Source organism: Acidobacteriota bacterium, assembly GCA_018268895.1.
Classification (GTDB): domain Bacteria; phylum Acidobacteriota; class Terriglobia; order Terriglobales; family Acidobacteriaceae; genus Edaphobacter.
In genome coordinates this window covers 767,655-793,353 of record JAFDVP010000001.1, presented here as the reverse complement: position 1 = coordinate 793,353, position 25,699 = coordinate 767,655, and the positions used below count along the sequence as shown (strand labels likewise).

General features: G+C 59.2%; 24 protein-coding genes. 6 read left to right on the top strand and 18 right to left on the bottom strand.

Annotation, left to right across the window (positions count from 1 at the left end; genetic code table 11):
- Positions 1–2: 2 nt before the first annotated feature.
- Together JSS95_03475 and JSS95_03470 are read right to left on the bottom strand one after the other, a co-directional pair.
- Complete coding sequence (locus JSS95_03475; protein ID MBS1798865.1) at positions 3–2,159, bottom strand: thioredoxin domain-containing protein; 2,157 nt, start codon at positions 2,157–2,159, stop codon at positions 3–5.
- A 133-nt stretch (positions 2,160–2,292) separates the two neighbouring features.
- Positions 2,293–4,365 (bottom strand): TolC family protein, encoded by a 2,073-nt coding sequence (locus tag JSS95_03470; GenBank protein ID MBS1798864.1) that lies wholly within the window; start codon positions 4,363–4,365, stop codon positions 2,293–2,295.
- A gap of 454 nt (positions 4,366–4,819) precedes the next feature.
- On the opposite strand from JSS95_03470, the gene truA reads away from it, so the two are divergent.
- From truA to JSS95_03440, 6 genes are all read left to right on the top strand, one after another.
- Entirely contained in the window at positions 4,820–5,605 is a 786-nt protein-coding gene (gene truA / locus JSS95_03465) for a tRNA pseudouridine(38-40) synthase TruA (GenBank protein ID MBS1798863.1), read from the top strand.
- Between the two features lie 38 nt (positions 5,606–5,643).
- The gene (locus JSS95_03460; GenBank protein MBS1798862.1) at positions 5,644–6,918 is read left to right on the top strand and encodes a M20/M25/M40 family metallo-hydrolase; all 1,275 of its coding nucleotides are present in this window, start codon (positions 5,644–5,646) and stop codon (positions 6,916–6,918) included.
- 11 nt (positions 6,919–6,929) lie between these two features.
- A complete protein-coding gene (locus JSS95_03455) occupies positions 6,930–8,744 on the top strand; it encodes an amidohydrolase (GenBank protein MBS1798861.1) in 1,815 nt (604 codons plus the stop codon).
- Between the two features lie 27 nt (positions 8,745–8,771).
- The gene (locus JSS95_03450) at positions 8,772–9,698 is read left to right on the top strand and encodes a DMT family transporter (protein ID MBS1798860.1); all 927 of its coding nucleotides are present in this window, start codon (positions 8,772–8,774) and stop codon (positions 9,696–9,698) included.
- Between the two features lie 193 nt (positions 9,699–9,891).
- Positions 9,892–11,556 carry a trypsin-like peptidase domain-containing protein gene (locus JSS95_03445; protein ID MBS1798859.1) on the top strand — a complete coding sequence of 555 codons (1,665 nt, stop codon included), beginning with the start codon at positions 9,892–9,894 and terminating at the stop codon, positions 11,554–11,556.
- A 234-nt stretch (positions 11,557–11,790) separates the two neighbouring features.
- A complete protein-coding gene (locus JSS95_03440) occupies positions 11,791–12,231 on the top strand; it encodes a peptidoglycan-binding protein (GenBank protein MBS1798858.1) in 441 nt (146 codons plus the stop codon).
- 9 nt (positions 12,232–12,240) lie between these two features.
- On the opposite strand, the gene JSS95_03435 is transcribed toward JSS95_03440, so the two are convergent.
- From JSS95_03435 to JSS95_03360, 16 genes are all read right to left on the bottom strand, one after another.
- On the bottom strand, positions 12,241–13,215 hold the full coding sequence (locus JSS95_03435; GenBank protein ID MBS1798857.1) for a hypothetical protein: 975 nt from the start codon (positions 13,213–13,215) through the stop codon (positions 12,241–12,243).
- Positions 13,203–13,514: a FliM/FliN family flagellar motor switch protein gene (locus JSS95_03430; GenBank protein ID MBS1798856.1), complete on the bottom strand. Its 312-nt coding sequence runs from the start codon at positions 13,512–13,514 to the stop codon at positions 13,203–13,205. The genes JSS95_03435 and JSS95_03430 overlap by 13 nt, the downstream gene beginning before the upstream one ends.
- A gap of 12 nt (positions 13,515–13,526) precedes the next feature.
- Positions 13,527–14,522, bottom strand: a complete 996-nt coding sequence (locus JSS95_03425) for a FliM/FliN family flagellar motor switch protein (GenBank protein MBS1798855.1) — start codon at positions 14,520–14,522, stop codon at positions 13,527–13,529.
- A 60-nt stretch (positions 14,523–14,582) separates the two neighbouring features.
- The gene (locus JSS95_03420; GenBank protein MBS1798854.1) at positions 14,583–15,488 is read right to left on the bottom strand and encodes a FliA/WhiG family RNA polymerase sigma factor; all 906 of its coding nucleotides are present in this window, start codon (positions 15,486–15,488) and stop codon (positions 14,583–14,585) included.
- A 47-nt stretch (positions 15,489–15,535) separates the two neighbouring features.
- Positions 15,536–17,641 carry a flagellar biosynthesis protein FlhA gene (gene flhA / locus JSS95_03415; protein MBS1798853.1) on the bottom strand — a complete coding sequence of 702 codons (2,106 nt, stop codon included), beginning with the start codon at positions 17,639–17,641 and terminating at the stop codon, positions 15,536–15,538.
- Entirely contained in the window at positions 17,638–18,780 is a 1,143-nt protein-coding gene (locus JSS95_03410; protein ID MBS1798852.1) for an EscU/YscU/HrcU family type III secretion system export apparatus switch protein, read from the bottom strand. Before JSS95_03410 ends, flhA begins: the two co-directional genes overlap by 4 nt.
- Complete coding sequence (locus JSS95_03405; protein ID MBS1798851.1) at positions 18,777–19,553, bottom strand: flagellar biosynthetic protein FliR; 777 nt, start codon at positions 19,551–19,553, stop codon at positions 18,777–18,779. The genes JSS95_03410 and JSS95_03405 overlap by 4 nt, the downstream gene beginning before the upstream one ends.
- 2 nt (positions 19,554–19,555) lie before the next feature.
- On the bottom strand, positions 19,556–19,828 hold the full coding sequence (locus tag JSS95_03400) for a flagellar biosynthetic protein FliQ (protein MBS1798850.1): 273 nt from the start codon (positions 19,826–19,828) through the stop codon (positions 19,556–19,558).
- A gap of 7 nt (positions 19,829–19,835) precedes the next feature.
- The gene (gene fliP, locus JSS95_03395; protein MBS1798849.1) at positions 19,836–20,522 is read right to left on the bottom strand and encodes a flagellar type III secretion system pore protein FliP; all 687 of its coding nucleotides are present in this window, start codon (positions 20,520–20,522) and stop codon (positions 19,836–19,838) included.
- 206 nt (positions 20,523–20,728) lie between these two features.
- Positions 20,729–20,998, bottom strand: a complete 270-nt coding sequence (locus JSS95_03390) for a flagellar biosynthetic protein FliO (GenBank protein ID MBS1798848.1) — start codon at positions 20,996–20,998, stop codon at positions 20,729–20,731.
- Between the two features lie 14 nt (positions 20,999–21,012).
- Positions 21,013–21,309, bottom strand: coding sequence for a FliM/FliN family flagellar motor switch protein (locus JSS95_03385; protein MBS1798847.1), 297 nt, complete (start codon positions 21,307–21,309; stop codon positions 21,013–21,015).
- A 36-nt stretch (positions 21,310–21,345) separates the two neighbouring features.
- Positions 21,346–21,873 (bottom strand): flagellar basal body-associated FliL family protein, encoded by a 528-nt coding sequence (locus JSS95_03380; protein MBS1798846.1) that lies wholly within the window; start codon positions 21,871–21,873, stop codon positions 21,346–21,348.
- A gap of 144 nt (positions 21,874–22,017) precedes the next feature.
- The gene (locus JSS95_03375) at positions 22,018–23,244 is read right to left on the bottom strand and encodes a flagellar hook protein FlgE (GenBank protein ID MBS1798845.1); all 1,227 of its coding nucleotides are present in this window, start codon (positions 23,242–23,244) and stop codon (positions 22,018–22,020) included.
- Between the two features lie 44 nt (positions 23,245–23,288).
- The gene (locus JSS95_03370; GenBank protein MBS1798844.1) at positions 23,289–23,600 is read right to left on the bottom strand and encodes a flagellar hook capping protein; all 312 of its coding nucleotides are present in this window, start codon (positions 23,598–23,600) and stop codon (positions 23,289–23,291) included.
- Positions 23,601–23,678: 78 nt separating this feature from the next.
- Positions 23,679–25,148 (bottom strand): hypothetical protein, encoded by a 1,470-nt coding sequence (locus tag JSS95_03365; protein MBS1798843.1) that lies wholly within the window; start codon positions 25,146–25,148, stop codon positions 23,679–23,681.
- 85 nt (positions 25,149–25,233) lie between these two features.
- Positions 25,234–25,698: a hypothetical protein gene (locus JSS95_03360; protein MBS1798842.1), complete on the bottom strand. Its 465-nt coding sequence runs from the start codon at positions 25,696–25,698 to the stop codon at positions 25,234–25,236.
- Position 25,699: the final 1 nt, after the last annotated feature.

Below are 25,699 nucleotides of genomic sequence, written 5' to 3'. Positions count from 1 at the left end.
GCTTATAGGGCCTGGTTCATCGCCATAATGAGCTCGTCGACCGTGGATACCGGAGGCAGACAGCCTTTGCCGTTGCATACAACCGCGAAGCTGCCCGCGGTGGCGTCCTTCAATTGCGGCAGATGCGGCAGCGTCTCCGCCAACGCAGGCGGCAACGCGGCGATCTGGTCGCGGCGGAACCGAATAACGCTCTTGTTGACGGCATACCGGGCCAAGGCGACTGCCTCCAGCCGTCGCGCCGCGGTGTCGTCGCCAATGATGCAGATCTGGACTGCGCGCTGCACCATACGCTGCAATGCCAACCCGTAGTTGGCTGCGTAAAGACCGAAGTGTTCGACGATCCCCGCAAAGGTCTCGAGCGCCTCAAGCGCCTTCACGGCATAGTCCTCGCGGCCGTTCAGCGCCTCCAACCGCAACAGCAGTGTGGCGCCAACAGGATTCCCAGCCGGGGTCGGCGAATCCTGCAGCGGTTTGCGCCGCGTAGCCAGGGCACCGAATCTCTTTGCTCCATCGGCAACGATCTCTGTATCGAAGAACCCGCCTCCGGTCGCATCGTAGAAACGCGCAATGGCAGCATCGGCAATGGCCTGCGCCGCTTCGTAGTAAGGTATCTCGCCGGTGGTTTCCCAGGCGTCGAGTGCGGCGTTGCCCAGAAAGACATAGTCGTCGAGCACGCCAGCGACCCGCCGTGATGCCGTACCACCCTCTCCATAAGCGACGACATGGGCCATGCCCTTCGCCGGGTCCCATGCCTCGGCAAGCACGCGGTCCAGTGACTTCAGCGCGAACGCTCTTGCCTCCGGAAGATCGAGGACGCGGCCGGCTTCAAGGTAGGCCGAGATGCACATGCCATTCCATCCCACATACACCGTTTTATCGACGTAAGGCGTCGGACGCTTCAGACGCGCGGCATACAGCTTCGCCTTTGCCGACACCAAAAGTTTTTTTGCCTGATCCAACGGCATGGCATTCGACTTCGCGACGCCTTCCAGCGTTCCCCTTACATGAAGAACATTCTTGGCCGGATTGTGGTGCATATCGCCAATCTCGCCAATGTCGTAAAAGGCGCTGGCAACGGCCAGCTCTTCGGCAGAGAGCGCCGCCGCCGCCTCGTCGCGGGTCCAGGTGAAGTAGTCGCCGTCATCGTCGAGCGAGAAATCCGCATCCTGCGAGGCGTAGAAGCCGCCGCGTTCCCGGTCGCTCAACCACTCATCCATCCAGCGGACGATCTCCTTCGCTACGCGGGCGCACTCCGGTTCGACAAAGCTCTGAAAGCCATGGACGTAGTTCTTCAGCAGCTCGCTGTTGTCGTAGGCCATCTTCTCGAAGTGGGGGACCACCCAGCGATCATCGACCGAATAGCGATGGAAGCCGCCGGCGAGATGATCGTAGATGCCGCCGCGCGACATCTTCTGTAGCGTCGACATGGCGGCTGTCCGGGCATGCTCGCCAAGATCCGTACCGTCGCCTACCGATACACGAGACGAGGCATCCAGCAGCAGATCGATCGCCCCGGAGTGTGGAAACTTCGGCTGCGATCCAAAGCCGCCAGAGCGCGCGTCGAACTGAGTCAGGATGCTTCCGAGCAGCTTTGCAACCAGCTCCGGACCGGGATTGCCGATGCGGCCCATAAAGCTCTCGTTGTGCTCAATCGCAGCCATGACACTGTTGGCCGAATCGTTCACCTCGTCGCGTCGCTTGCGAAAGGACTCGGCCATCGTCAGAAGAACGCGCGAAAATCCAGGCCGGCCGTGGCGGTCATCGGGCGGAAAGTACGTCCCGCCAAAGTATGGCTTTCCTTCGGGGGTCAGAAATGCGGTCAGAGGCCAGCCGCCCTGTCCGCTGATGGCAGAAACAGCCGCCTGATAGCGCGTATCGACGTCGGGACGCTCGTCGCGGTCCACCTTCACCGCGATAAAGTGCTGGTTGATGATCTTCGCCGTCTCGGGATTCTCATAGGACTCGCGGTCCATGACGTGACACCAGTGGCACCACACCGCTCCGATGTCCAGAAGAATGGGCTTGTTCTGTTCTACCGCCAAGGCAAAAGCTCTTTCGCCCCACTCATGCCAATCGACCGGCTGGTGCTTCGCAGAACGAAGATAAGCTGAGGGCGCCTCGGAGAGTCCGTTCAGCCTGGTTTCGTGTCCATCACTCATGAAGACCAGTGTAGTCGAGCGGCTCCGCTCTCTTGCAGGTTGACGGGGCAAATTCGTTGTTTTCGAGTAAACATGGTTCCCAGTAAAAAGCCCGGATCGACGATCCGGGCTTCTCGTGCGAGGTTGATGTTGTTTACCGGGGAGCAGTCGCTGGAGCTGCCGAGATCGGCTTAGGGGCCTCCGGCTGCTTTGGTGTCGTCAAGCCGGGAACCACCGGCTGCTGGGTAATGTTTCCGGTAGCGGCATCCTGAATATTGATGCCGTACTTGTCCAGCAGGTTCGACACCAACTGTGCCAAAGCCACGCGGTCCTTTGCATACGCTGCCGTGGCTGAGATCAGGGCATTGTCTGCCGTAGCCAGATTTCTCTGTTGCTGCAGAACCAGTGCCGTGGTCGAAGCACCGAGACGGTACTTCTTCTGTTCGGCATCGAGGCTCTGGGCCGCGAAGTCGCGAGAGGCCTGTGCCGCCTGCACCTGCGCGCGGTCATTGGTCAGAGCGTACTGGCCGTTGATGACCTGGATGCGTATCTGCGTGTAGAGCTGCTGCAGACGCATCTGCGACTGGCGGTACTCCATCTGCGAGCGGGCCTGGTCGGCCTGAGCAACGCGATTGCGCAGAGGAATGCTGATATTCACGCCGATACCCTTGTCCGGGTAAGTGTTGTTGAAGGTGTTGCCGAGCACGTCACCATAGCTGCTGGGGACCACCGTTCCCGGAGGGCAAGGGATTGGCTTGAAGGTCACCGGATCGCTGCACTGCAGAGCGGGGTTCTGAGCGCCACCAAGCGCCGCGCCGCCATAATACGCATACGCATCGACTGTAGGCAGCAGGCCATTGTGGAACGCCTTGATGGTGATCTCGTTGTTCTTCATGTTGAGCGTGGCCTGCTCAATCTGAGGATTGTTTGTATAGGCCTGCTTTACAAGATCCTCAACCGGGGTATCCTCTTCCGGAAGACGGTCCAGGCTGACACGGTCGGTCGGAACCACGGGAGCATTCGAGAGTTGCGGATCGTTCAGGTTGCGGGCGATCGCCTGCTTCATTAGCAGCTGTTGGTACTCGAGGTTCGTCTGCGAAGCGACGAGGGCCTGCTTATCGGTGGCTACTGCTGCATCCGAGTTCACGACGTCGAGCGGGGCCAGCGTTCCAATCTCCAGCTGCTTGCGGTTGTCGGAGGTCAACTGCGTCGACTGAGCCAGGGCGCGTTCCTTCGCCTGTTCATCTTCATAGGCGCTCACCAGACCCCAGTAGATATTCTCCACCTGGGTTACGGTGTAAAGAAGCTGCTGGCGGAATGCGGAGTCCGTAATGCGGCGGTCGTTCTTCGCCTGAAGGATGTAGCGGCCGTTCAGCCAGGGACCGAAGCCCTGGAGCAGGTGCTGCGTTACCTTAGCCTGGAAGTACGAGTTCACCTGCGGGCTGAAGTTCGACCGAATGCTGTTGGTCGTCGACCGCGAGTTGTTGAACGTAAAGTTGAACAGCGTGCCGGTCAGAAACCCCTGTTGATACCCGAAGTTGTAGGTGCCCGTGTTCTGGTTCAGGGTATTGGTACCGGTAATAAAGGTTGTCGTCTGCTGTGTGTTGGCCGAGTCGTACTGGATGGTTCCGGTCAGCAAAGGATCGAGGTTCTCGACCTGCGGTCCACCGCCATTTGTGCTCAGCACCAGTCCCGATGCGCCGGCTCCGCCACCACCAGCCGCGCTCGATGTTCCACCCGGACCACCGCCGCCGGTGACAGTCGTTCCCGAGCTGCCCAGCGTATTGGTTACCAGGCCGGTCGAGACACCGCGCAAGGATGAACCTGCCTTTGTGCGCAGGATGTCCGTGTCAGCGATGTCCAGATTGATGCGGGCGATCGCAATATCGTAGTTGTTCTCAAGCGCCAGCGTCACGGCATCGGAGAGGCTGAGATAAATTTTCCCGTCACGCAGCAACTGATCGAGCCGGGGAGTATTCCCGAGGCGGGTCTGGGGAACGTTGGTTGCCGTATATGGCGCAAACAGGTTCCACAGATGGCTCTTCGGCTTCGTGTAGTCGATGTTCGTACTACGCAGATAGAGCGGCTCGGTCGGCTTGGGAGCCGGTGGCAGGTCAGGCGTGCCGGTGGTATTGGTCACGGCCGACGTCGCAGGACTGGTTTGTGTGCCCTGTGCCTGCGGGGCTGGGGTCTGCTGGGCCAGTGCTGGCTCTGTACTCACGCTCATCAGCAGCAAAACGATGCTTGCCACTGCCTGCAAGTCCTTTAATCTCACGATACGCTCTCCAACTCTTCCTTACCGATTCATTCCCGGGCCGTCCGTCTTTGGGCAGAGTACGGGATTTACGATTCTTTTCGGGTGCCGCCACGCACAACCGGCGCAAGCCGCAGTAAACCTGAACTTATTTATGGCTCTTACAGAAGATTTTCCATCCGTAGCTTTCTAAGACGTGTGGCACAGTCCCTAGGACTCTTTTTAATGATGGTTCGATCCGGTAACCCCTTAGGATCGAAGGTTACCGGATGGGCTGTGATACGCAGTCACTCCCATCTTCGTTCCCCTGCCTCCAGCTAATTTTTCACGGAGTTACAACGGGCTAAGTATATCAACCCCGGCTATTAGCGCATCCGCAATGTGGTGAACAGACCTTACTCTTCGTGTTACCGTCCAGATTATCCTCATGCCCCACTGGAAGCTCACGGTCGCCTACGACGGCACATCCTTTAATGGATGGCAGGTTCAACCTGGACTGCCTACCGTCCAGGGCACCCTTGCCCAGTCCCTCCATCGCATTACCGGGGAGGCGGTTCTACCCCAGGGCTCGGGTCGCACCGATACCGGGGTTCACGCCCTGGGCCAGGTAGCCTCCGTTACCCTCAATTCACCCATTCCGGCACCCAATTTGCAACGCGCGCTTAACAATCAGCTTCCCGGGAGCGTTCGTATCGTCTCGATAGAACCCGCTGCCCCAGACTTTCACGCACGTTACAGTGCCCGGCGCAAGACGTACGAATACCGCATCGCCCCCCATGCCATCTGTCCGCCGACTCTCGCCCCCTTTGTCTGGAACTGCACCTGGCCTCTCGATCTGGCTGCCATGCAGCAGGCAGCCCTTCACGTAATCGGCGAACATGACTTCGCATCCTTCGCCGCGACAGATCCCGACCTTCACTCTCGAACCGACGCTAAGGACTTCCTCCTTGCGGGAAAGTCGTCCGTTCGCAAAATCTTTTCCTCATCGTGGAACCGGCAGGAGGATGGCCTGCTGATTTATCGCGTCGCCGGATCGGGATTCCTGCATCACATGGTTCGCAATCTGGTTGGCACCTTCGTCGACGCAGGCCGTGGCCGGACGTCCGCCGAGGCAGTTCCCACCATACTCGCGGCGCGCTCACGCTCCGCCGCCGGGCCCACTGCCCCCCCGCAGGGACTTTTCCTGGTTGAAGTTGATTACGAGACGAAGTAATCCGAACCTGCATACTCGCGCTACTCTTCAAATAAGCAATGACCGCATCCACCCATCAGCGAGTAACGCAACTGGCGACGCTCACCGCAGTTCATCGCGCCTTCTATTGGCTGCATCTTCACCAGCCGCAGATACGCCGCTGGCTGCTGGAGACGGTCCGCATCCCCGGGCCTCCCTTCGGAGAGCAGCAGCGTGCGGAGGCATTTCTTGAGCGTTTTCGTTCACTCGGCCTCACCAACGTCCATCTCGATGAGGAGGGCAATGCGCTCGGCGAACTCGCCACGGAGGGCGGGGAGGATGAGTCGCCGGTGATCCTGCTCTCGGCGCATCTGGACACGGTCTTTCCTGCCGAAACGCCATGCGATCCACTTGAGGCCTCAGACTCGCCGCGCATCTTTGGCCCGGGTATCTGCGACAACGGCGCTGGCCTTTCTGCCTTACTGGCCCTGGCCGCTGCTTTACGCTATGCGAAGGTTAACCCTCCTGCGACCATACTGTTTGCGGCAAATGTTGGAGAAGAAGGTGAGGGTAACCTGCGCGGCATGCGCCACATCTTCACGCGCGGGAGCTATCGTGACCGTATCGCTGCAGCCATTGCGCTGGAAGGCAGTGGGACTTCGGCTGTCGTCACCAGCGGCCTCGGCAGCTTGAGATACCGCATCACGATCACTGGCCCTGGAGGGCACTCCTGGTCGGATGCCGGTGTGCCCAATCCGATCCTGCTGCTCAGCCGGGCGCTCTCGGCGATCTCGCACCTGCCGCTGTCATCGACGCCGCTGACCACTCTCAACCTCGGGCATATCTCCGGCGGAACCTCGGTCAATTCCATCCCATCGTCGGCAACAGCTCTCATCGAACTGCGATCGACCGGAACGGCGCAGATGCGCGAGGCGGCGCACGAGATCCAGCGCATCCTGCACGAGACGGTCGCTCCATATACCGCACTGCCTGCTCCGGCCAGCCTGAGCATTGAGGAGATTGGAGACCGCCCGGCCGCGGAGCTTTCCACCGGTTCGGCGTTGCTCGATCTGCTCCACTCGGTCGACCGCCACCTGAATCTGTCTACAGAACAGCGGCTGGGATCGACCGACGCCAACCTGCCTTTGTCGCTTGGGATTCCAGCAGTGGCTATCGCTACGGGAGGAACGGGCGGAGGCATCCACACGCTCGATGAGTGGTACGACCCCACAGGCCGCGAGGTCGCTCTGCGGCGCATCCTGCTTCTATTGCTGGCAAGTACGCAGATTGCACCGCAGCTTGCCGATGAAGCCGCGTCCGCGCCTTCAAGCGCTGAGGTACACTCGACGCCGTGAAGCTCACTGCCATCTTTACTCTGCTGCTGACCGTGCCCCTTCTATCGCCGGCACAGCCAGCCTCGCCTGCCGGCGGTCCCGACATCGTCTACTTCCACGCGAAGATTCTTACCGGTGCGCACCTCCGCGCTAACGATCCATCGGGGACACCCGCGCAGGCATCGGCGCTGGCGGTCTCACGCGGAAGGATCGTTGCGGTTGGCAGCGACGCAGATATCCTGCGGCGCAAGGGCCCGCAGACGAAGATCGTCGATCTTGGCGGTGCGTTCATGATGCCGGGCTTCAATGATGCGCATACGCACATCGCAAGCGCAGGCCAGCAGAAGCTGACCATCGATCTCGACGGCACAACTTCACTGGCGGAGATGCAGCAGCGTATCCGCGCATTCGCAGCAAAGGCAGCGCCTGGGGCATGGCTTCAGGGAGGCGGGTGGGACCATACGAAGTGGCCGGGCAAGACACTGCCTACGCGTCAGGACATCGATGCCGTCAGCGGTGGCCATCCCGCCGTGCTCGAGCGCACCGACGGCCATATCCTGATTGCCAACTCCGCCGCGCTCGCCGCCGCGGGTATCACGCGCGATACGCCGGACCCTGCCGGCGGCAAGATCGACCACGACGCCACCGGCGAACTCACAGGCATCCTGCGCGAAGGCCCGGCGATGTCGATTCTCTATAAAGTCGTTCCTCCACCGACCACCGAAGAGCGCTGCAAGGCCCTTGCGCTCGCCATCGACGATGCGCTTGCTCACGGTGTCACTTCGGTTCAGGACCTGTCGAGCTGGGAGGACTTCCTCGTACTCGAAGATATGGAAAAGGCGGGCAAGCTCCACCTGCGCGTCAGCGAGTGGCTGGCCTTCGGCGCTTCGCTGGACACGCTGAAAAAAGAGCGCGCCTCGCATCCGGCGGACGATCCCCTTCTCCGCACCGGGATGCTGAAGGGCTTTATGGACGGCTCGTTGGGCTCGCGCACTGCTGCTCTCGCTGCGCCTTACTCCGATGATCCCGGCAACTCGGGGATTCCGCGCTACGACCAGGCGACGCTTGATGCGATGACGAAGGAGCGTGCGGATGCGGGCTTTCAGGTTGGTCTTCATGTCATCGGCGATCAGGCGAATCATATGGCGCTTGACGCCTTCGAGGCAGCTGATGCCAACACCGCACAGCGCGAAAAGGCCGACATGAATACGTGCTTCTCACGACTGTCGGAGGATGCTCGCAAACGGATGCAGGAAGGAAAACTCTTCGATCCTTGTGGCGTTCCTCGAGGCTCGCCCTCTTACTACATGCGCTATCGTATCGAGCATGCCCAGGTTCTCCTCCCCGCGGACTTCGATCTCTACCGGCAGCTGGGCGTCATCGCCTCCATGCAGCCCTCGCACCTGCTTACCGATATGAACTGGGCTGAGGAACGGCTGGGGTCAGAGCGCGCGAAATACTCCTATGCGTGGCGCTCCATGCTCGACCATCACATCCCGCTGGCCTTCGGCACCGACTACCCGGTTGAGTCGATCAATCCTTTCCGCGGACTGTACGCAGCCATCACCCGCCAGAACGAGGCAGGAACGAGGACCTACCAGCCGCAGGAGAAGATCATGCTCAACGAGGCTATCTATGCCTATACGCAAGGCTCCGCGTTCGCCGAGTTCCGCGAGAGAGACCTCGGCAGGCTGGAACCAGGTTCCCTTGCTGATTTCGTCGTGCTGGACCGGGACATCACCTCTACCACTCCCCAGCAGCTACTCCACACGAATGTTCTGCGCACGGTTGTGAGTGGCGAGACGGTCTACACTGCAAGCGGAGCCAATGGCGGTCCATCAAAGTAAGCGTTCGCCGTTTTCAAACGAAAGACATTGCCTCGTCTAAGCCCTTCCGCTCTCGCGCATCTTCTGCTCCTCGGTGTCGTTGCCGTATGGGGTGCGACCTTTACGCTCGTCAAGGATGCGCTGCAGGATGCGTCACCCCTTCTCTTCAATCTTCTGCGCATGGCCCTTGCCGCCATCGCGCTCATAATTATTAACCGGCGCAGCCTTCGGCAGATCTCAAAGGGCACGCTGCTCTCCGGGCTGGTCGTGGGTATTTTTCTCGCAGCCGGATACCAGCTTCAGACCGCTGGACTTGCACGGACGACTGCTGCAAAGTCCGCCTTCATCACCGGCCTGGTAGTGGTGTTCGTCCCGATGCTGTCGGCGATTCGTGCCATTCGCCCAGCCAACGCCTATGCTCCCCGCTGGAGCTCCGGACTCGGTGCCCTGCTTGCGTTTGCCGGCCTGCTGCTGCTTACTACACCGGCGGGGACGACATGGGCGAATCTGTTTACCTCGATCGGGACGGGCGACCTGCTCACGCTGCTCTGCTCTATTGCCTTTGCCGCTCACCTGCTCGCGCTGGCACACACCTCGACGCGCGTCCCCATCGCCCAGCTGGCGACGCTGCAAATCGCAGCCGCAGCCCTGGTGATGGCAATTACATTGCCGCTCGGCGGGCCAATCTATCTCCATCTCACATCACGGCTTATCGTCGCGCTGGCTATCACCAGCCTGCTTGCGACCGCGGCGGCGTTCACCATACAGAGCTGGGCGCAGCAGCATCTGCCGCCAACCCACACGGCGCTGCTGCTTACACTGGAGCCGGTGTTCGCCTGGCTGGTCTCATTTCTTTTTCTGGGTGAACGGCTAAGCGTCCGTTCGCTGGAGGGCGCTGGACTGATCTTCGCAGGCATTCTCGTTACCGAGCTGCTGCCGACGGCAGAACCGGTCCCCGCCTATCCCTCATCATGAATAGGTTGATACCACTGCGGGGGCGACACCTTTGCGTACAGACGGCGTCTAACCAACCGGAAGGCCTTTGGTTCCTTATGGGACATTCGCATATGGGGCAAGCGTTCTATACTTGAGCTTAAGTCTTTGCGAATTTTCGCCTGTTATATGGCCGCAGGCCCGCAGCGGCAAACGAAAGAGGTTCGATCTACAGATGGATACACCGATGAGCAAATCGACATGGCTGGAGCGTATGCGCAGCCACCGTCTTACCACCACCTTCGCCCTGCTTGCTACGCTCTCGACCGGGATCCTGGTCGGCTCGGTGCTCACGCACGGCGTTAGCGGCAAGGAACAGGCCCCGCTCGACACCTCGGGAGCCAAACCTCTGGTGGTCCCCGCGGCTCAGACGCTCTCCAACGGGTTTTCGCAGATCGTCAAGCAGGTCGGCCCCGCGGTTGTGAACATCAACACGGAGTCGTTGCCCAAGCAATCAGTGAACAAGAACCGCCGCCGCCCCGGCCAGCGCACTCCGGGAGGAGACGACCAGCAAAATAATGATATGCAGGACTTCCTGAACCGCTTCTTCGGCGGTCAGGGCGGACAGGGTGGCGATGACGACGGCGACGGCGGAGGCATGCCCGGAGCGGAACGCCGCGCCCTTGGTTCGGGTTTCATCGTTGACCCGAGCGGCTACATCATCACCAATAATCACGTCGTCGATAAGGCTGACAAGATCTACGTAAAGCTGTCGAGTGATCCCGACGGCGGACCCGACACCGAAGGCCGTCTCGCCAAGGTGATCGGCACCGACAAGGACACCGACATCGCCGTCATCAAGATCGAGACGGACAAGCCGCTGCCCACCGTGAAGCTCGGAAACTCCGACGGCGCTCAGGTCGGCGACTGGGTGCTTGCCATCGGCAGCCCCTTCGGTCTCTCGCAGACGGTCTCGGCTGGTATTGTCTCGGCAAAGAACCGGTCGATCGATGAAGCTCCCGGCCCAGGGGGTGTCTCACAGACCCAGTTCCAGCGCTTTATCCAGACCGACGCGGCCATCAACCCAGGCAACTCCGGTGGCCCGCTGGTCGACATGTCCGGCCAGGTCATCGGCATGAACACCGCCATCTACACCCAGTCGATGGGTTCGCAGGGTGTCGGCTTCGCCATGCCGTCGAACATCATCGCCAATGTCTATAACATGCTGATCGGGCCGGAGCACAAGGTCGTCCGCGGCTCCATCGGTATCAGCTTCCAGTCGTCACTGAGCTCGGCGGTAGGCCGCATGTACGGCTTCAAGAACGGCGTCATCGTCTCGACCGTTACGCCGAACGGCGGCGCGGCGAAGGCGGGCATCCAGCCCGGCGACGTGATCGTTTCCATCGACGGCCGCAACATCAAGGACGGCGACGACCTGGTTGCCGACATCTCGGCCCGCAAGGTCGGATCGACGGTCAAGCTCGGTTATCTCCGCGATGGCAAACAGAACTCGGCCAACGTTGCCATCGGTGATCGCGCAAAGACGTATGCCGATCTCGCAGGCAACAACGATGACGACGACAACTCGCCGCAGGAGTCCGATGCCGGCCAGAGCAAGCTGGGAATCACCGTCTCGGCGATACCGGGCTCAGTCGCGCAGAAGTCGGGTATCAGCAAGGGGGTCATTGTCACCAGCGTCCGTCCGGGCTCCTTTGCCGACGAGATCAACCTGGTCAAAGGAACGATCATCACGGAGATCAATAAGAAGGCTGTCACGGACGAGGCGTCTTACAGGACCGTCGTCAACAGTCTCAAATCCAAGGATGATGTGGTCTTCGTAATTCACTCACCATTCCAAAAGGGTGCGGGAAATTCATATATAGGTGGGACCCTTCCGTAACCAGGCAGATTCAAATCTGGAAACAATGGCGGGAGGCGAACAATGCCTCCCGCCATTGTTTTCGTGTGCAAATTACACTGCTAAGTCATTTATTACGATCGAGATAATTTATCTTTCTCTTTCACGTTCGTCTTTTCCTTGCGTCGGCTATTATTCCCGGATACGCTTAAAGCCAGGGGTTGGCAGATGAGTCGCTCCTGTACGCCATCCCCCCTACGCGAGGTTTCTAACGACATGCGGCCAGGCCGAATTCTTTGCTCTGCCCTGCTACTTGCCACTGCGATCACGCCCGGCGTTGCCATGACGCATAGCCGTCGCGGCCCTACCTCTCCCGGCAAGAACTCTACCAAGCACTCGAAGACCGCGGTTAAACGCTCCTCGGGGCAGCGCTCTATCGACGACGCGCGAGCATCTGAGATTCAGGCAGCTCTGGTGAAATCGGGCTATATGAAAGACTCCAGCGGACACTGGGATGCCGCCACGGAGAATGCCATGCAGAAATACCAGGCTGACAATGGCTGGCAGACCAAGTTGATGCCAGACTCACGGGCCATCATTAAGCTGGGCCTCGGCGGTTCGGCGAAGCCTGTATCTCAGGTTGGCGGAGCGGGCAGCGTCGTACCTGCAAGCGGCCTCTCGGAGACAGCAAGCGCAGTCACCTTCTCTCAGCAATAACCTCTTGACTCAGGACCGCGCCCCGATTGTGAAGATATAGTCCATCATGTCTTCACGGTTGTGCGGCAGTGCGCCGGTGCCTTTCCTTGCGCCCTCCTCGAGCCAGAGCCGCAGCCAGAGATACTGGTGCATCCTTACCAGCTTCGACGCGACAGGCTGCTTCTGTTCAAGAATCGCGGTAATACGCGCGGCCAGCGCGTCCGGCTCATCGGCATGTTCGGTCTTCACGGGAACGCCTTCATACTCCAGCAGGTTTTGCCGTGCCGATGTGTACTCCTCGGCCGGAACCAAGCCGCTCTCAACCTTCAACTCCGTCATCTGCTCCAGGGCGAGTGCGGCCGAGGCGTCAAGGCGCTCCTCGAACCCAAGATAGAGTAGCCGCAACCCGGCGACACGCAGCGGAAGCAGACCGAACTCTTCGATAAAGACAGGAGGCACAATCATCGCCATCGCGCGTGGCGTAAATCCACTGGCCGTCAGCACGGGACAACTCCACTGCATGCTCAGGCCGCGAGTGATCTGTGCTGGTTCAACGCCGCACTCCTGCACCAAACAGTCCCCAATACGGCCTCCGCGAGCGCGCTGCGCCTCAAGCGCCTGTTGCAACTGCGCATGTGTGATCCACCCCTGTGCCAGCAACACCAGGCCGAGGGGAACCCTATGACGATGAAGCACGGGGTGGGCGGCATCCGGCTCGACGGATTCGCGCCGCACAGCAGCGCGGACCATCGAGAGGATGCAACGGCCGCTGCATGCCCAGCGGTCTTCAAAGATCGGACGCCTGCGGTTCCTCCATGGAGAAATTCTTGTTGACTCGCACTCGATGCTTCCGCAGGCTCGCTTTGCCGCACTGGCCCTCTCCTCGTGCAGTAATGCACTGGACGGACGGTAGCTGTCATCCGTCCATGCCGTTGAGCCCTGCATAGAGGCCGCGCCCAGCAGCCCCTGTCCGTGGTGCGGTGTCTTTCTGTTTAGAAAAAGCATCGAATACTCTCCAGCCGCAGTTGCGGCGCAGCCACTTCTGTAATGCGCAGGGCGAAGTTGCCGCTGACAACCACCACTTCTCCCCGAGCCACGATTCTGCCGCCTACGACCAGGTCCACCGGATCACCGGTATGCCGGTCAAGCTCAATTACCGCGCCAGGCCCAAGGCCCAGCACCTCTTCCATCGACATATCGCAAGAACCGAATCGAAGGGTGGCATCGAGATCGATGTCGTTCAGCAAGCCAATCTTCGAATCCTGACCTGCGCCGTCAGCCGTACCGCCTGTCACCTGCTCCATCACACATCTCCTCTAGTTCAACTGCGGCACGGTAGCCGGCGTGGGTTCGTTTGCAATGCTCTCTTGCATACCATGCAGGCGCGCAGCGCGATGATCGCAACTTCGTACCGGCCATGCGGATGCAAACTTGATGCCCCCGATTCGCAGCTCAGAGCACTCATGCCGGGAGACAGGAAGGCGGATCACCGATCCCGGCTCCAATCCCGCTATCTGCGAAGCAGGAAGCCGCATCGGCGGCAGTTGCAACGTGACGCCTGCAACGGCGCCACTCATAAGCTCACGCATCCTCTTTGAGGCATCCTCTGAACGCCGGCGCGGCCTGTCGCCTTCCGTAATCAGCCGCCGCAGGATGGCATTCAGCACAACCGCGGGCAGACAAAGATTGAGCACTCCCTGCGCGCCTATCATCTTCAGATCGAAGCTGACGCAGAGCGTCTTCTCGCCGAGTGTCATCGTACGCGCGGCCTGCGCCTCTGTCTCGCGTTTCTCCAGAGCGAACTCCAGCCCTACCGGTTGCCAGGCCAACGACAACTCCTGCACGATCACTTCGACAACAGAGGTCATGATCGACTCCTCAATCTCCGTAAGCTCTCGCAACGGGCCTGCCGTACCTGTGCCTCCGAGCAACACATCGACGATCGGCGCGGCGAGCGAAAGATCGATCTCGATCAATCCCACGGCGCCAAGCGGTTCAAGCCTTACCGAGCATAGGTACGCAAGAGTCGACAACCGTTCGATGAACTCACTGAACGGCAACTGCTCGCCTGCAACCAGCTTGGCACGAAAGGGAGCGCGCAGCCATCCACTCATCGCATGCATCAGATTGCGCGCAAAGAGATCGTTGACCGTGCTGATTGCGCGCATCTGGTCGTTGCTTATCTTGCCCGCGCGGCTAAAGACATAGGTCTCCGGCTCGCATTCATTCCTGCTCTCCTGCGCCACTTTTACCGAGGCATTCGCCGCGGCGAAGAGTGCATCGATGTCGTCCTGCCCTAGATTCTTCTGCATCACCAGACCTCGATTGATGAAATAACAAATGTGGTGTTCGGCACTTCTTCCATCGCGCGGCTAACGCTTCTCTCGCTTGCCACCGGCAACCCTTGTTTTCATCGGAGCACTGGAAGACCGCACGCCACCCAACGCCGTTCGCAGATGCAGAACTGCCGATGAGTGTATCTGCGAGACCCGCGACTCAACCACACCCAGCGTCACACCGATCTCCTTCATCGTCAGCTCTTCGTAGTAGTAGAGCGTGAGCACCATGCGTTCCTTCTCCGGCAGTTCGTCGACCGCGTCGGCGAGCCTCTGCTTCATCTCGCCTTTAAGACAGCGAAAGAGCGGGTCTTCCTCAGGCGAACCCGGTATATAGGCAAGCTCCTCGTCTCCTGAATCCTCTGACCGTTCTATGTGCAGACTGCCTATCTCAAGCCCCTTCAGGTCGCCGAGCAACTGCTGGTACTCGTTCAGGCTCAAGCCCATCTCCGTAGCGATCTCCTGCTCCGACGGCGCGTGTCCAATACGCTGCGTCACAGCACGAATTGCCTCTTCGACGGCCCTTCCCTTGCGCCTCAACTCACGAGGACTCCAGTCCAGCGTTCGCAGTGAATCGAGAATCGCACCGCGAATGCGGAACTGCGCGTAGCTCTTGAACTGCACCTTCTTGTTGTGGTCGAACTTTGAGAATGCATCGATCAATCCAACAACGCCGGCAGAGATGAGATCGTCCAAATCAACATGCTGAGGAAGCCGCTCGTGGATCCGGCGCGCGATGTATCGGACCGTGGGGAGATGCTCCATCAGCAACAACTCTCTCTCCGATGCTGCTCCGTTGCTTGTTCCAGTGGACGCACTCTCAAGAAACGGCGCCAGCGCGGACAATCCTGTCTCGCGCGTTCCGAATGCTCCAACCAGCGGCCCCTGCGCTCCCATCCACTTCGGCACGACATCCACCGGGATCGACCTTCCTGCCCCCATTAGCTTCCTCCTAGTTCCCTTCCCCTGCTTCAAACTCTCTGCCCGCTTCAACCGATCGTCCCCATGCTCTTCACCCTTACCTCGGGAGGAATCTCGATCGGAGACAACACCGTGACCTTCGGTAGAAACGGCTCAAGCCAGCGCCGAACGTGATATCGTGCCGGACTCGGACATAGGAGCACGGGAAGGGCCGATGTCGCGCCCGCTCCGGTTAGGCGTTTCACAGATTCCACAAGCTTGCGCAGGAAATCCTGGGGCATACCCATCGCCGAAGCCGCGCCATCTCCCAGCGCCAACCCTGCGCTCTGTGGATCGAACGTTCCCACCAGTTCGTTCTCCATCCCGTGCTCGAGCATCAGTACACGCAGGCCACCATCCACGTCCAGCAACGGCCGCACCAAACCACGCCCCAGCGACTGACGCACGCTCTCAACCAGGTGCACAATGTTTTTCGATTGCTGCGAGGCTTCAACCAGCACCTCCAGGATCGCGCCAAGGTCGCGGATCGAAACCTGTTCGCGCAGCAGTTGCTGCAGCACACGCTGCACCTCCCCGAGCGACATCAGCTTCGGCACCAACTCTTCAACCAGCTTTGGATAGCCTTCGTTCATGCTGTCCAGCAGGCGTTTGACCTCCTGGCGGCTTAGTAGTTCGTGCGCGTGTCGCCGGATCAATTCGCCAAGATGTGTGCCGATCACAGTGGTCTGGTCGACGACCGAGTAACCAGCAGCGAGAGCCTGCTCCTCAAGCCCAGGCTCGATCCACCGTGCCGCAACGCCAAAGGCAGGCTCGCGCGTTTCGATACCCGGCAGAGGCCGCGCCTTGGGATCGGCGTTTACCGCAAGCAGGCAGTTCTGCTCTGTCTGCCAGCGCGAGATCTCGACGCCGCGAAGGCTCACGACATACTCTCTCGGCTTCAGTCTCAGGTTGTCGGTGATATGGATTGGAGGAACGATAAATCCAAGCTCAGTTGCGAGATGGCGGCGCAGCGCGCGAACGCGGTTCAACATCTGCCCACCCTGCTTCTCATCCACCGTGGGAATCAGCTGGAAACCGATCTCCAGCGTCAGTTCGTCGATCTTCAACAGGGACACCAGGTTTTCACTCTTTGCTGCTTCAACCTGTTGCGCCTTGCCTGTCGCCGTAGAGGCGCTTTCCGCAACCTCTCCGGCACTTTCGTGAGGGAGCCTACGAGCTATCAGTGCAACCCCCATCGCCAGCAGAAGGAACGACAGCTTTGGCAATCCAGGGACCAGAGCCAACGCAACCAACACACCGCAGGCGATCCACAACGTGTTTCTGCCTCGCAGCAACTGCTTCCCAAGCTCGCTGTCGAGCGATCCAGCAGATGAAGCTCGCGTAAGCACCATGCCGCCTGCAATCGATACAAGCAGGCTTGGAATCATCGTCACCAGGCCATCGCCGACTGTCAGAATGGTGTATGTCTTAACTGCGGTTGCGAGATCGACTCCCTGCTGGACAACACCGATCAGCAGCCCGGCAACAATGTTGATCACCGTTATCAGAATTGTTGCCATGGAGTCGCGCTGATTGAACCGGGCGGCACCGTCCATTGCGCCGTAGAACTCCGCTTCACGCGCGATCGCCTCGCGCCGTTTTCGCGCCCCTTGCTCATCGATCAGACCGGCGTTCATGTCGGCATCGATCGCCATCTGCTTGCCCGGCAGAGCGTCAAGCGTGAACCGTGCCGTTACTTCTGCGGTTCGTACAGCGCCGTGGCTGACGACCAGGAACTGGATCGCGATCAACGCAAGGAACAGTACGAACCCAACAACATAGTTTCCGCCAACGACAAACTGACCGAACGCCTCGATGACGGATCCCGCGGCGCTTGTGCCCTCATGCCCGTGCAGCAGAATTCTGCGGCTTGACGCCAGGTTCAACGAAAGACGGAACAGCGTCAGCAGCAACAACAGCGTCGGAAACACCGAGAAGTCCACCGCCCGCCGCACCTGCACCGCCGTCAGAAAGACAATCACCGATGCTGCGATCGATGCAGCCAACAGGAGATCGAGGACTGGTCCCGACACTGGAATCAACATGACAAATACCATGCTGATTGCCGCAATCGGCAGCAGTAACGCCTGCATCTTCGTCGAAGTCCACTTCACCGGCGCCTTAATTTCACTCATATCCCGCCTCCAAATCCATACATGCTCATCGGTGCCGTTGCACGGCGCCCCGCGCTTTTTTGTGCTGCCTGCGCATGCCTCTCACGACGCATCCGCTCTTCCACCTTCTGCCGGTAAAGAAAGGCCAGAATGCCTGCCACCGCCGCATACAGATCAAACGGAATTGACTGTCCGGGTTCGACGAGGCGATACAGACTTCGCGCCAGCGGCGGATTTTCGATGATTGGGATTCCTGCCCACCGGGCCTCTTCACGAATCTCCGCAGCCCACAGGTCGCGGCCCTTTGCCAGTACCGTCGGCGCCTGCATCGTCTCGAAGCTGAATTCAAGCGCAACGGCATAGTGCGTCGGGTTTGTGATGACGACACTCGCGCGAGACATATCCGCCTTTACCTTGCGCTTTCGCATGGCGTGTTGAATCTGCCGGATCCGCCCCTTCACCTCGGGGTTTCCCATCGACTCCTTCGTCTCTTCGCGTATCTCCTGTTTTGTCATCTTCAGCCGCTGGTTCCAGCTTCTCCACTCCATCGCATAGTCGAGCCCCGACCACGCGAGCGTGATCCAAGCCGCATCGAGCGCCAATCCATAGGCCGTTGAAAATGTCGCGGGCAGCCGCACCATACTCATCACAGGCATCAGCAGCATCAACGCCTTCAACGCCGCCCACCCCAGCGCCACCATCGCCGCAGCCGGCACCAGCGACTTCACGACGCGCGTTGCCGCCCGTAGACTGAAGAGGTTTTTCAGGTTCGCCACCGGGTTCAATCGCGTGAACTTCGGCTCAATTGCATTCGGGTGAAGCTGTACGCCGCCACCTTGGGCGACACCTGCAAACAATGCGCAACCGAAGCTCGCGGCCATCACCAGCGCCACTGGGGCGAGCGCCGGAGCGAACATCTGCCGGACGACACTGTCCCAATGGCGCTCTCCTGCGATCTCGCCAATCGCAGCCGAACGTAAACTCTCGCGATACACCGCCTCCCAGCTCGATGAGAATCCATGTGCCGTCGCGCCCAGCATCAGCACGCCTCCAAGCATTGCCAAGGCAGAGAGCAACTCGCGGCTGCGAACGATATCGCCTTTCTCCCGCGACTTCTTTTTGCGCTGTGGTGTCGCCTGCTCTGTGGCCTGTCCGCTCATGCGCTCACCAGCCTCCCAGCCGCATCCAGCAACGCCGTAAAGTGACGCTCGACCCATGCAGGCCATACCGCGAGGCTGCCTATCAGGACTGCATAGGAGACCATCGTCTTTACTGGGACTCCGATGACCATAGCCGGAAGCTGCGGCGAGAGCCTTGAGACAAGGGCAACCGTTACCTCGACCGCCAACGCCGCTGCAATGACAGGCGCGGCCAGTTGCAATCCGGCAAAGAAGATTCCCGCTGCCATAGACGCCAACGCCGCCCCTGTCTTCGCCGCAATCGCCACATGACCAACTGGGGCCGCGACAAAGCTTCGCATCATAGCGGCAAGCAGCGTGCGATCCAACCCGGCGCCGATTACGGTCAAAATGCCAAGCCATCCCAGCATCTGGCCCAGCACCGGCGTCTCAATCATCGAATTCGGGTCCATCAGATTAACTAGCGAAAAGCTGAACTCCATCCCCAGCAAAGTTCCTGCAAACAGAAGAGACTCGTTCAGCAGCATCAGTGACAATCCGAAGACCAGCCCCACACTCAGCTCGCCGAGCACGGGGGTCACGCCAAGCTCCACGTGAGCATCTGGCACCGCTCCCACCACAGGCGCCAACATCACAGTCATCGCAAAGACAAACCCAGCCTTGATGCGCGGTGCTATCGCTGCCGAAGAGAACATGGGCGCAAAGACCATCAATCCGCTTAGCCTGACCATAACCAGCACCACCGCAGCCAGGTATTGCGGCCAGTCCCGTATCAATGAAGTCGTGCCCGCCATCGCTACCCCAGAAACCTGTGAAAACCGCCGTTGAACAGCCGCAGCGTAAAACCGATTAGCCTGTGCACCGTCCAGGGCAGCGAAATCATCGCAACCACAAAGACCACGACCAGCCTTGGCACCGCCGTCAATGTCTGTTCCTGCACTCCCGTCAGCGTCTGCAGAAGACTCACCAGCAGGCTCACCGCACAGGCGCTCACCAGCAGCGGAGCGCTCAGCATCATTGCCTCAATCAACACTCTTCGCATCACCTCGACTGTCTGATCCGGCCCCATCTCTCCCTCACGTAAAACTCTTAATCAACTGGTCGGCCAGCAGATTCCATCCATCGACCATCACAAAGAGCAGTATCTTCAGCGGTGTTGAAATAACTACCGGAGGGAGCTGCATCATTCCAATGGACGTCGTGACACTCGCCACAACAAGGTCCACCAGCAGGAACGGCAGGAAGAGAATCGCCCCGATCTGAAAGCCTGCTTTCAACTCGCTCAGGATGTACGCGGGCACTACCACCTGGATCGGCAGATCGCTCTTCGTAGCCGGCCGTGCACTCATGCCGGCGGAGGCAAATACGGCCAGGTCTTTCTCGCGCGCGTAACGCAGCATGTACTGCTTCACAGGCTCAATGCCACGAGCAATCGCATCTTCACCAGCAATTGTGCCGGCCTGATACGGTACGACCGCCTGCTGCTCCACCTGCACGAGCACGGGATGCATCAGAAACCATGTCATCATCAGCCCCAGCCCCATCAATACCTGATTGGATGGAGCTGTCTGCGTTCCAAGCGCCTGGCGCAAAAAGTGAAAAACCACCAGAAGCCGTACCAGCGGTGTCATCGAGAGCAGAAGCGCAGGAAGAAGCGTCAGCAAAGTGAGGCCAACCACAATCGACCAAGACGTGCTGCGATTGGACTTCAAGCTGTCTTCGATTGACTCTTTTACATCGCTCTTTGCCGCATCTCCCGCAATTGCACCAGGTAGGTTCTGCGTATTTCTCGGTTCGACATGGCGTACAGCGGACTTCTTCGCAGCCTGATGGGCTCCATACAAACTTGTATTGCCGCGCCTAACCCAGAATGACTGCGCCGGTCCCGTTTCAGCATGAAGCACGGGAACAAGCGCTGCTAGAAGAAGCAGCGGCGCCCAATGCAAACACCCCTTTTTCCAGGCAATCCTCATTGACCTTGCTCACTCTCGCTGTTGCCAATCTTGACGATCGTCGAGACCGCCTCAGCCCCCATGCCAACCAGGAATTGCTCACGACCGCAACGCACCAGCGCAAGCTGCCGCTTACCCCCAACAGACAGCGTCTCCAGCAGTTGCATCTGCCGAACGCTTCTGTCGCGGAATCGCGCGCGTCCCCTCCACCTGCTCAACAGCCAACCCACGAGGCCGCTTTGTCTATCAACTACAGACATCATGTTGTCCAGTTGCATGCTTTGCACGAAGCCTCTCCCTCTTACGCCAACCGTGTCAGGCGAATCAGAAGTTGTTGATCGATCACTTCAAACTCGCTCCATCCCATCTGGATCTGCCCGGCCTTCACAGGAACATCTTCCGTCTCCTGCCATTCGCTTACTATGATTTGGCCGGTTTTGAGTGCCAGCAGGTCCCGCACCTTAAAACCGGCGAGTACGATCTCCGCGCTGATCGGCACGGTCAATCTTGAGAGAACCGGCCATGCAGCGTGCTCTTCGATGCGCATCATCCAGGGCTTACGCTCCGCCTGAACCTTTATCTGTTCTGTCTCGGCCATGTCTTCTCCATCACTTGCAGGTGCAAACGCAGGCGGCTATCTCTGGACCAGGAACTCTGTAATGTACAGGTCCATGACTTTGATCTCGGGGTTATGCTCTACGAAGGCAGCTTTGAGTTCCGTCTTCAGACGCTCTTTTCCGTCTGCGGCAAGCAGCCCCTCGGATGTCTGCTTTCCGAGCACCGTCAACGCGGTATCGCGTAATGCGGAATCTGCTTCCTTACTTATGTTCTTCTCTTCCTTCGCTGGAGCATCTGCGGGATCGCCAACATTCAGCGTCATCGAAATACGCAGATAAGAGCCTGCTGCGCTATCTGCAAGGTTCACGACCATCGGCTCCAGCATGACCGCATGTGTCTTTGTTGAAGCAGGCGCAGCCGCACTCTGTGCGGGAGGCGCCGTCTGCAGCCTCAATTTTCCGGAATGAATGAGGTAGTACCCCGCTCCTCCCACCGCAGCGACTGATACGATCACCCCCAATGCGACCGCGATAATAAGCGAAGCAAGAGGAAGCTTTCCCGACTCTGCTGGATTCGTTTGAGTAACAGTAGGTGTAGTTGCCATGTTTGCCTGGTCCTCGATACCAACAGGCAATGCAATCGGAAGACCATCACAAGGCGGGCGCTGATTAATGAAATTTCATGAAAGACTCGACGAAGTGGGCCGGCGCCGCGTTCACCCACGCGGCGCCCGCAACCACTGCTTGATCTACCGGATCATCCCCAGCGTGGTCTGTGTTATTGAATCGAAGGCCGTAATCGTCTTCGAGTTCGCCTCGAATGACCGCTGTGCGACGATCAGATCGGAAAACTCCTGCGCAATATCAACGTTTGACTGCTCCAGCGCCGAGTCTTCGATGGAAGCCCTTCCGCCAGTCCCTGCAACGCCGAAGATAGCGTCGCCAGAGGCATTGGTCGTCGTGTAGCTGTTATGCCCAATCATGGTGAGCCCTTGAGGATTTGTGACACGCGCCACCGCAACCTGGCCTACCACCGCCTTATGCCCGTTGTTGTACATAGCCGTGATCACGCCATTGCCGTCGACGGAAAAGTTCTGGTACGTTCCGCTGGCAAAGCCATCCTGCACGGTAGCGGTGTTGGTCGAGGCCGCGGTCGACTGGGTCAGCGTCGGGCTTCCGTTCTTGTACAGGTTTAGATTGAATGTCAGATCGCTCGATCCGTTCGCCATTCCCGGAAAGGTAATCCCGGAGACATTGGCCGCGGGCGTGACCAGGTTTCCGCTCGCATCGAAGGTCAGCGTTCCCGTATTGTTCACAGGTGCTCCCGTAGCGTCACCAGCCTGAAGATCGACGCTGTAGCTCCAGGTATTGGTTGCGGTCTTGGTGTAGTTCACCGTTACGGCATGGCTCTGCCCCAGCGAGTCATACACCGTTACGGGAGTCGTAAACTGCGTCCCCACCGTTGCGCCTGCGTTGAGGTTTGCGGTAAGCGAGATGTTCCCCGTGGCCTGCGCAGCCTCTGTAACTCCAATGGGGAGCACGAGGGGAGTCAGCGCCGCGTTTGCGTTGACTACGCCATTCTGCACTGGATATCCCATCACGCTGGCGCCGTCGACCGTAATCAGGTTGCCCTGCTGATTGATCTGAAAGTTGCCCGCACGTGACAATGCCTGCACGCCGCCCTGCTCGGTGATAAAGAAGCCGTCGCCGCTCAGCGCCATGTCCGTTGGCTGACCTGTCGGCAGAATCGTTCCCTGCAAAAAGTTGGTTGAGGTTCCAGAAACCCTTGTACCAACGCCAACCTGCAGCGGGTTACTCGATCCCGAAGTACCGATCTGCTGGTAGAACAGATCTTCAAACGTCGTCCCCTGCTTCTTGAACGCTGTGGTGTTGAGATTTGCGAGGTTGTTACCAATGGTGTTCAGCGCTACCGTGTCGGCCTGCAATCCGCTAAGTGCAATTGAAAATGATGCCATCTCCGTCTCCTTGGTTGCTCTGGTTGTTGGTGTGTGCGGCTGCGTCAGCCGGTGATTGCGCTCTCAAACGTCGTCAGTCCCTTGTTGATCTGGATCAACTGTTGCAGGCTGTTGACGCCGACAAGCTGCTGAATGTAGGCACTGGGATCCGTAGGCTGCGTCGGGTCCTGGTTCTTCAGCTCGCTGACGAGCAGCGTAAGAAAATCGTTCGCTGTAATCGTCGAGTTGTCTGTCGAAGCGCTCGTCGAGCCGCTATCGCCGTTGCCTGTGCTTGACGCATCATGGGCCTTCGCCGTGCTCGTTTTAGGAACGAGCGCCGAGGCCACCCGTTCAGCCGCAGGACTGTTCCCCGCCATTGAATTCAATCTCGAAACATCCATGTTTAGCCTCTCCTTATACTCGTTATCTGCAAAATTCAAATAGACTTCCGGACTCTATGCCCGGACACTCAGCCAACTGCCGCCAATCCCGCTCGCAATCGCAGGATCGCCCAGACGCACGTCGATCAATCCCTCGGAAATGACCATGTCATTCGCCTCCACGAAACCTTGAGGCTTGCCCCGATTTTCCGTGCTCTCGCCTTGCGATTGGCCGGCGGATCCACCGCCGTCGCTCAGCGCTGTTCCGATCCCCGATGAGGGAGCCGGATGGTGTACAGCCAGCGAGCTCACCGGGATTCGCTCCTGTTCGAGAAAACTCGATAGCAGCGGCAAATCGCGATGCAGTATCTCCTGCCCTGTTACCGACGCCGGCGCAATCGACGCCTTGACTGTGCCAGTGTCTGTCATCTCGGCCCGTATCTTGAGCCAACCATGCGAGCCGCTTGACACTCCGACCTCAATCGTTGACGTCGTTGCGTTCAGAATGCGGTGGTCCTGGAGCGTCGCCTGCGGAGGCTCCGAGGCACTGCGATCCTGCATCACAGTGGTAAGAACCTCTACGTGCGAAGAAGTCTTGGCCTGCGCCAACGCATGGGCAGCCACCGTTGACTGCTGCACTGAGGGCACCCCAATCGCAGAGCTTGCCGTTTGAAAACCCGCATTCGCATCTTCTGATTTCGGCGACGGCTTTTCTCGCACTGGCGCTATCGAACTTTGTTGAGAATCACCTGCGGCCGTCGCCTGCGACATGGCTTTATCGTTGTCTGCTTTGTTCGCATCGATTGCGATGCCTTTCCCCTTACGCGCCTCCAGCGTCACCGTCGCCGGCTTCGTAGCTTGCTCTATCGATTGAGGTCTCGCATGGCGACCCGGCCCCCTGGCCTCCTCGGACCCGGTTGACGATGCTTCAACTAACGTCTCACCACCAGTGGCACTTGCCTGCACAGGCTGAAGTACCGGGCGTAAGTCTGTTGCCACCGCCTCCGCATGAATACCTTGTCCCGCCTGATCGACTACGGCAGACTTGATCTCGCTCGAAGTATCGCTCCCCACCCCAGCGCTGCCGCCTTCTCGTTTGTGCTCTGGCTTACTCTTCCCAGTCTCCCGTTTACCTCCCAGATCTTCTAAGAGCGAGATCGTCCTTCTGGCCGTCTTCTCGACCCGTATGTCATCTGCGTCAATTGCGTTGACGTCCTCAGCCTTCGCTTCACTGGGCTGCGACGGCCGTGCCTGTATCCCGGGTGCATCTGATAGCTTAGGTGCTTCCACCTCGCCCTTTGGAGCGGCTCCCCAGGAAACATCGGCAGCTATGGGCGATGCGCTCGTCTCCATTGGCACAATGGGGATAGCAACAGTTGTGCCGTCATTTTGTTTGCCGGCTGTCGGGGCACCGTCAAAGACAAGGCTCTCGTCCAGGCTTTGTGCGAATGACATCGGACCGGCAGTGATCTTGCCAGTTTCGCCCTGAATCTCGTCGTGCAGTCGCATCAGGAGCGATCTAACATCTACAGAGCTGATTTTCATTCGCCGCTCTCTCCATGTACATGCATCTCATCGGCAGCACTGCACTTCGCCAGCCAAATATCTTTCGAATTGCATTAGGCAACACTTACCTTTTATCGGCGTCGCTCTTCAATTGGATCCATCGTCTTCGTGCGAGAAATCGTTCATCGGCCTCCCTTTGGAGTCGCTTCTCCTCCAAGGCTTCCAGGTCGTCTTCGACTTTTTCGCTCAACCGTTTCGTCTTTTCGGTCCACTGTCTGCTGTCAAAATACCTCTGCCGCGACTCTTCGCTTCGCCGCTCCTTCTCTCTCAACAGCGGGACCAGCCGCAATTCGTGTCCGCGCGCTGCCGTTCGCCGCACTACCGAGAAGGACGCCACCAATCCATCGCCGCCGCCCAACGCATTGCGCCACTCCATCGCTGCCGATTGCGCAATCGCTCGTTGACGCCCAATCGCACGCTTCGTCTCTTGAACCTCGGCGACAACACGCAGCAGCTCGGCTTTGTGCATCTCTTCGATCAATTCATGGACGCGCTGTACACGACGCATCGCCTTTAGCCGGTCGTGCATC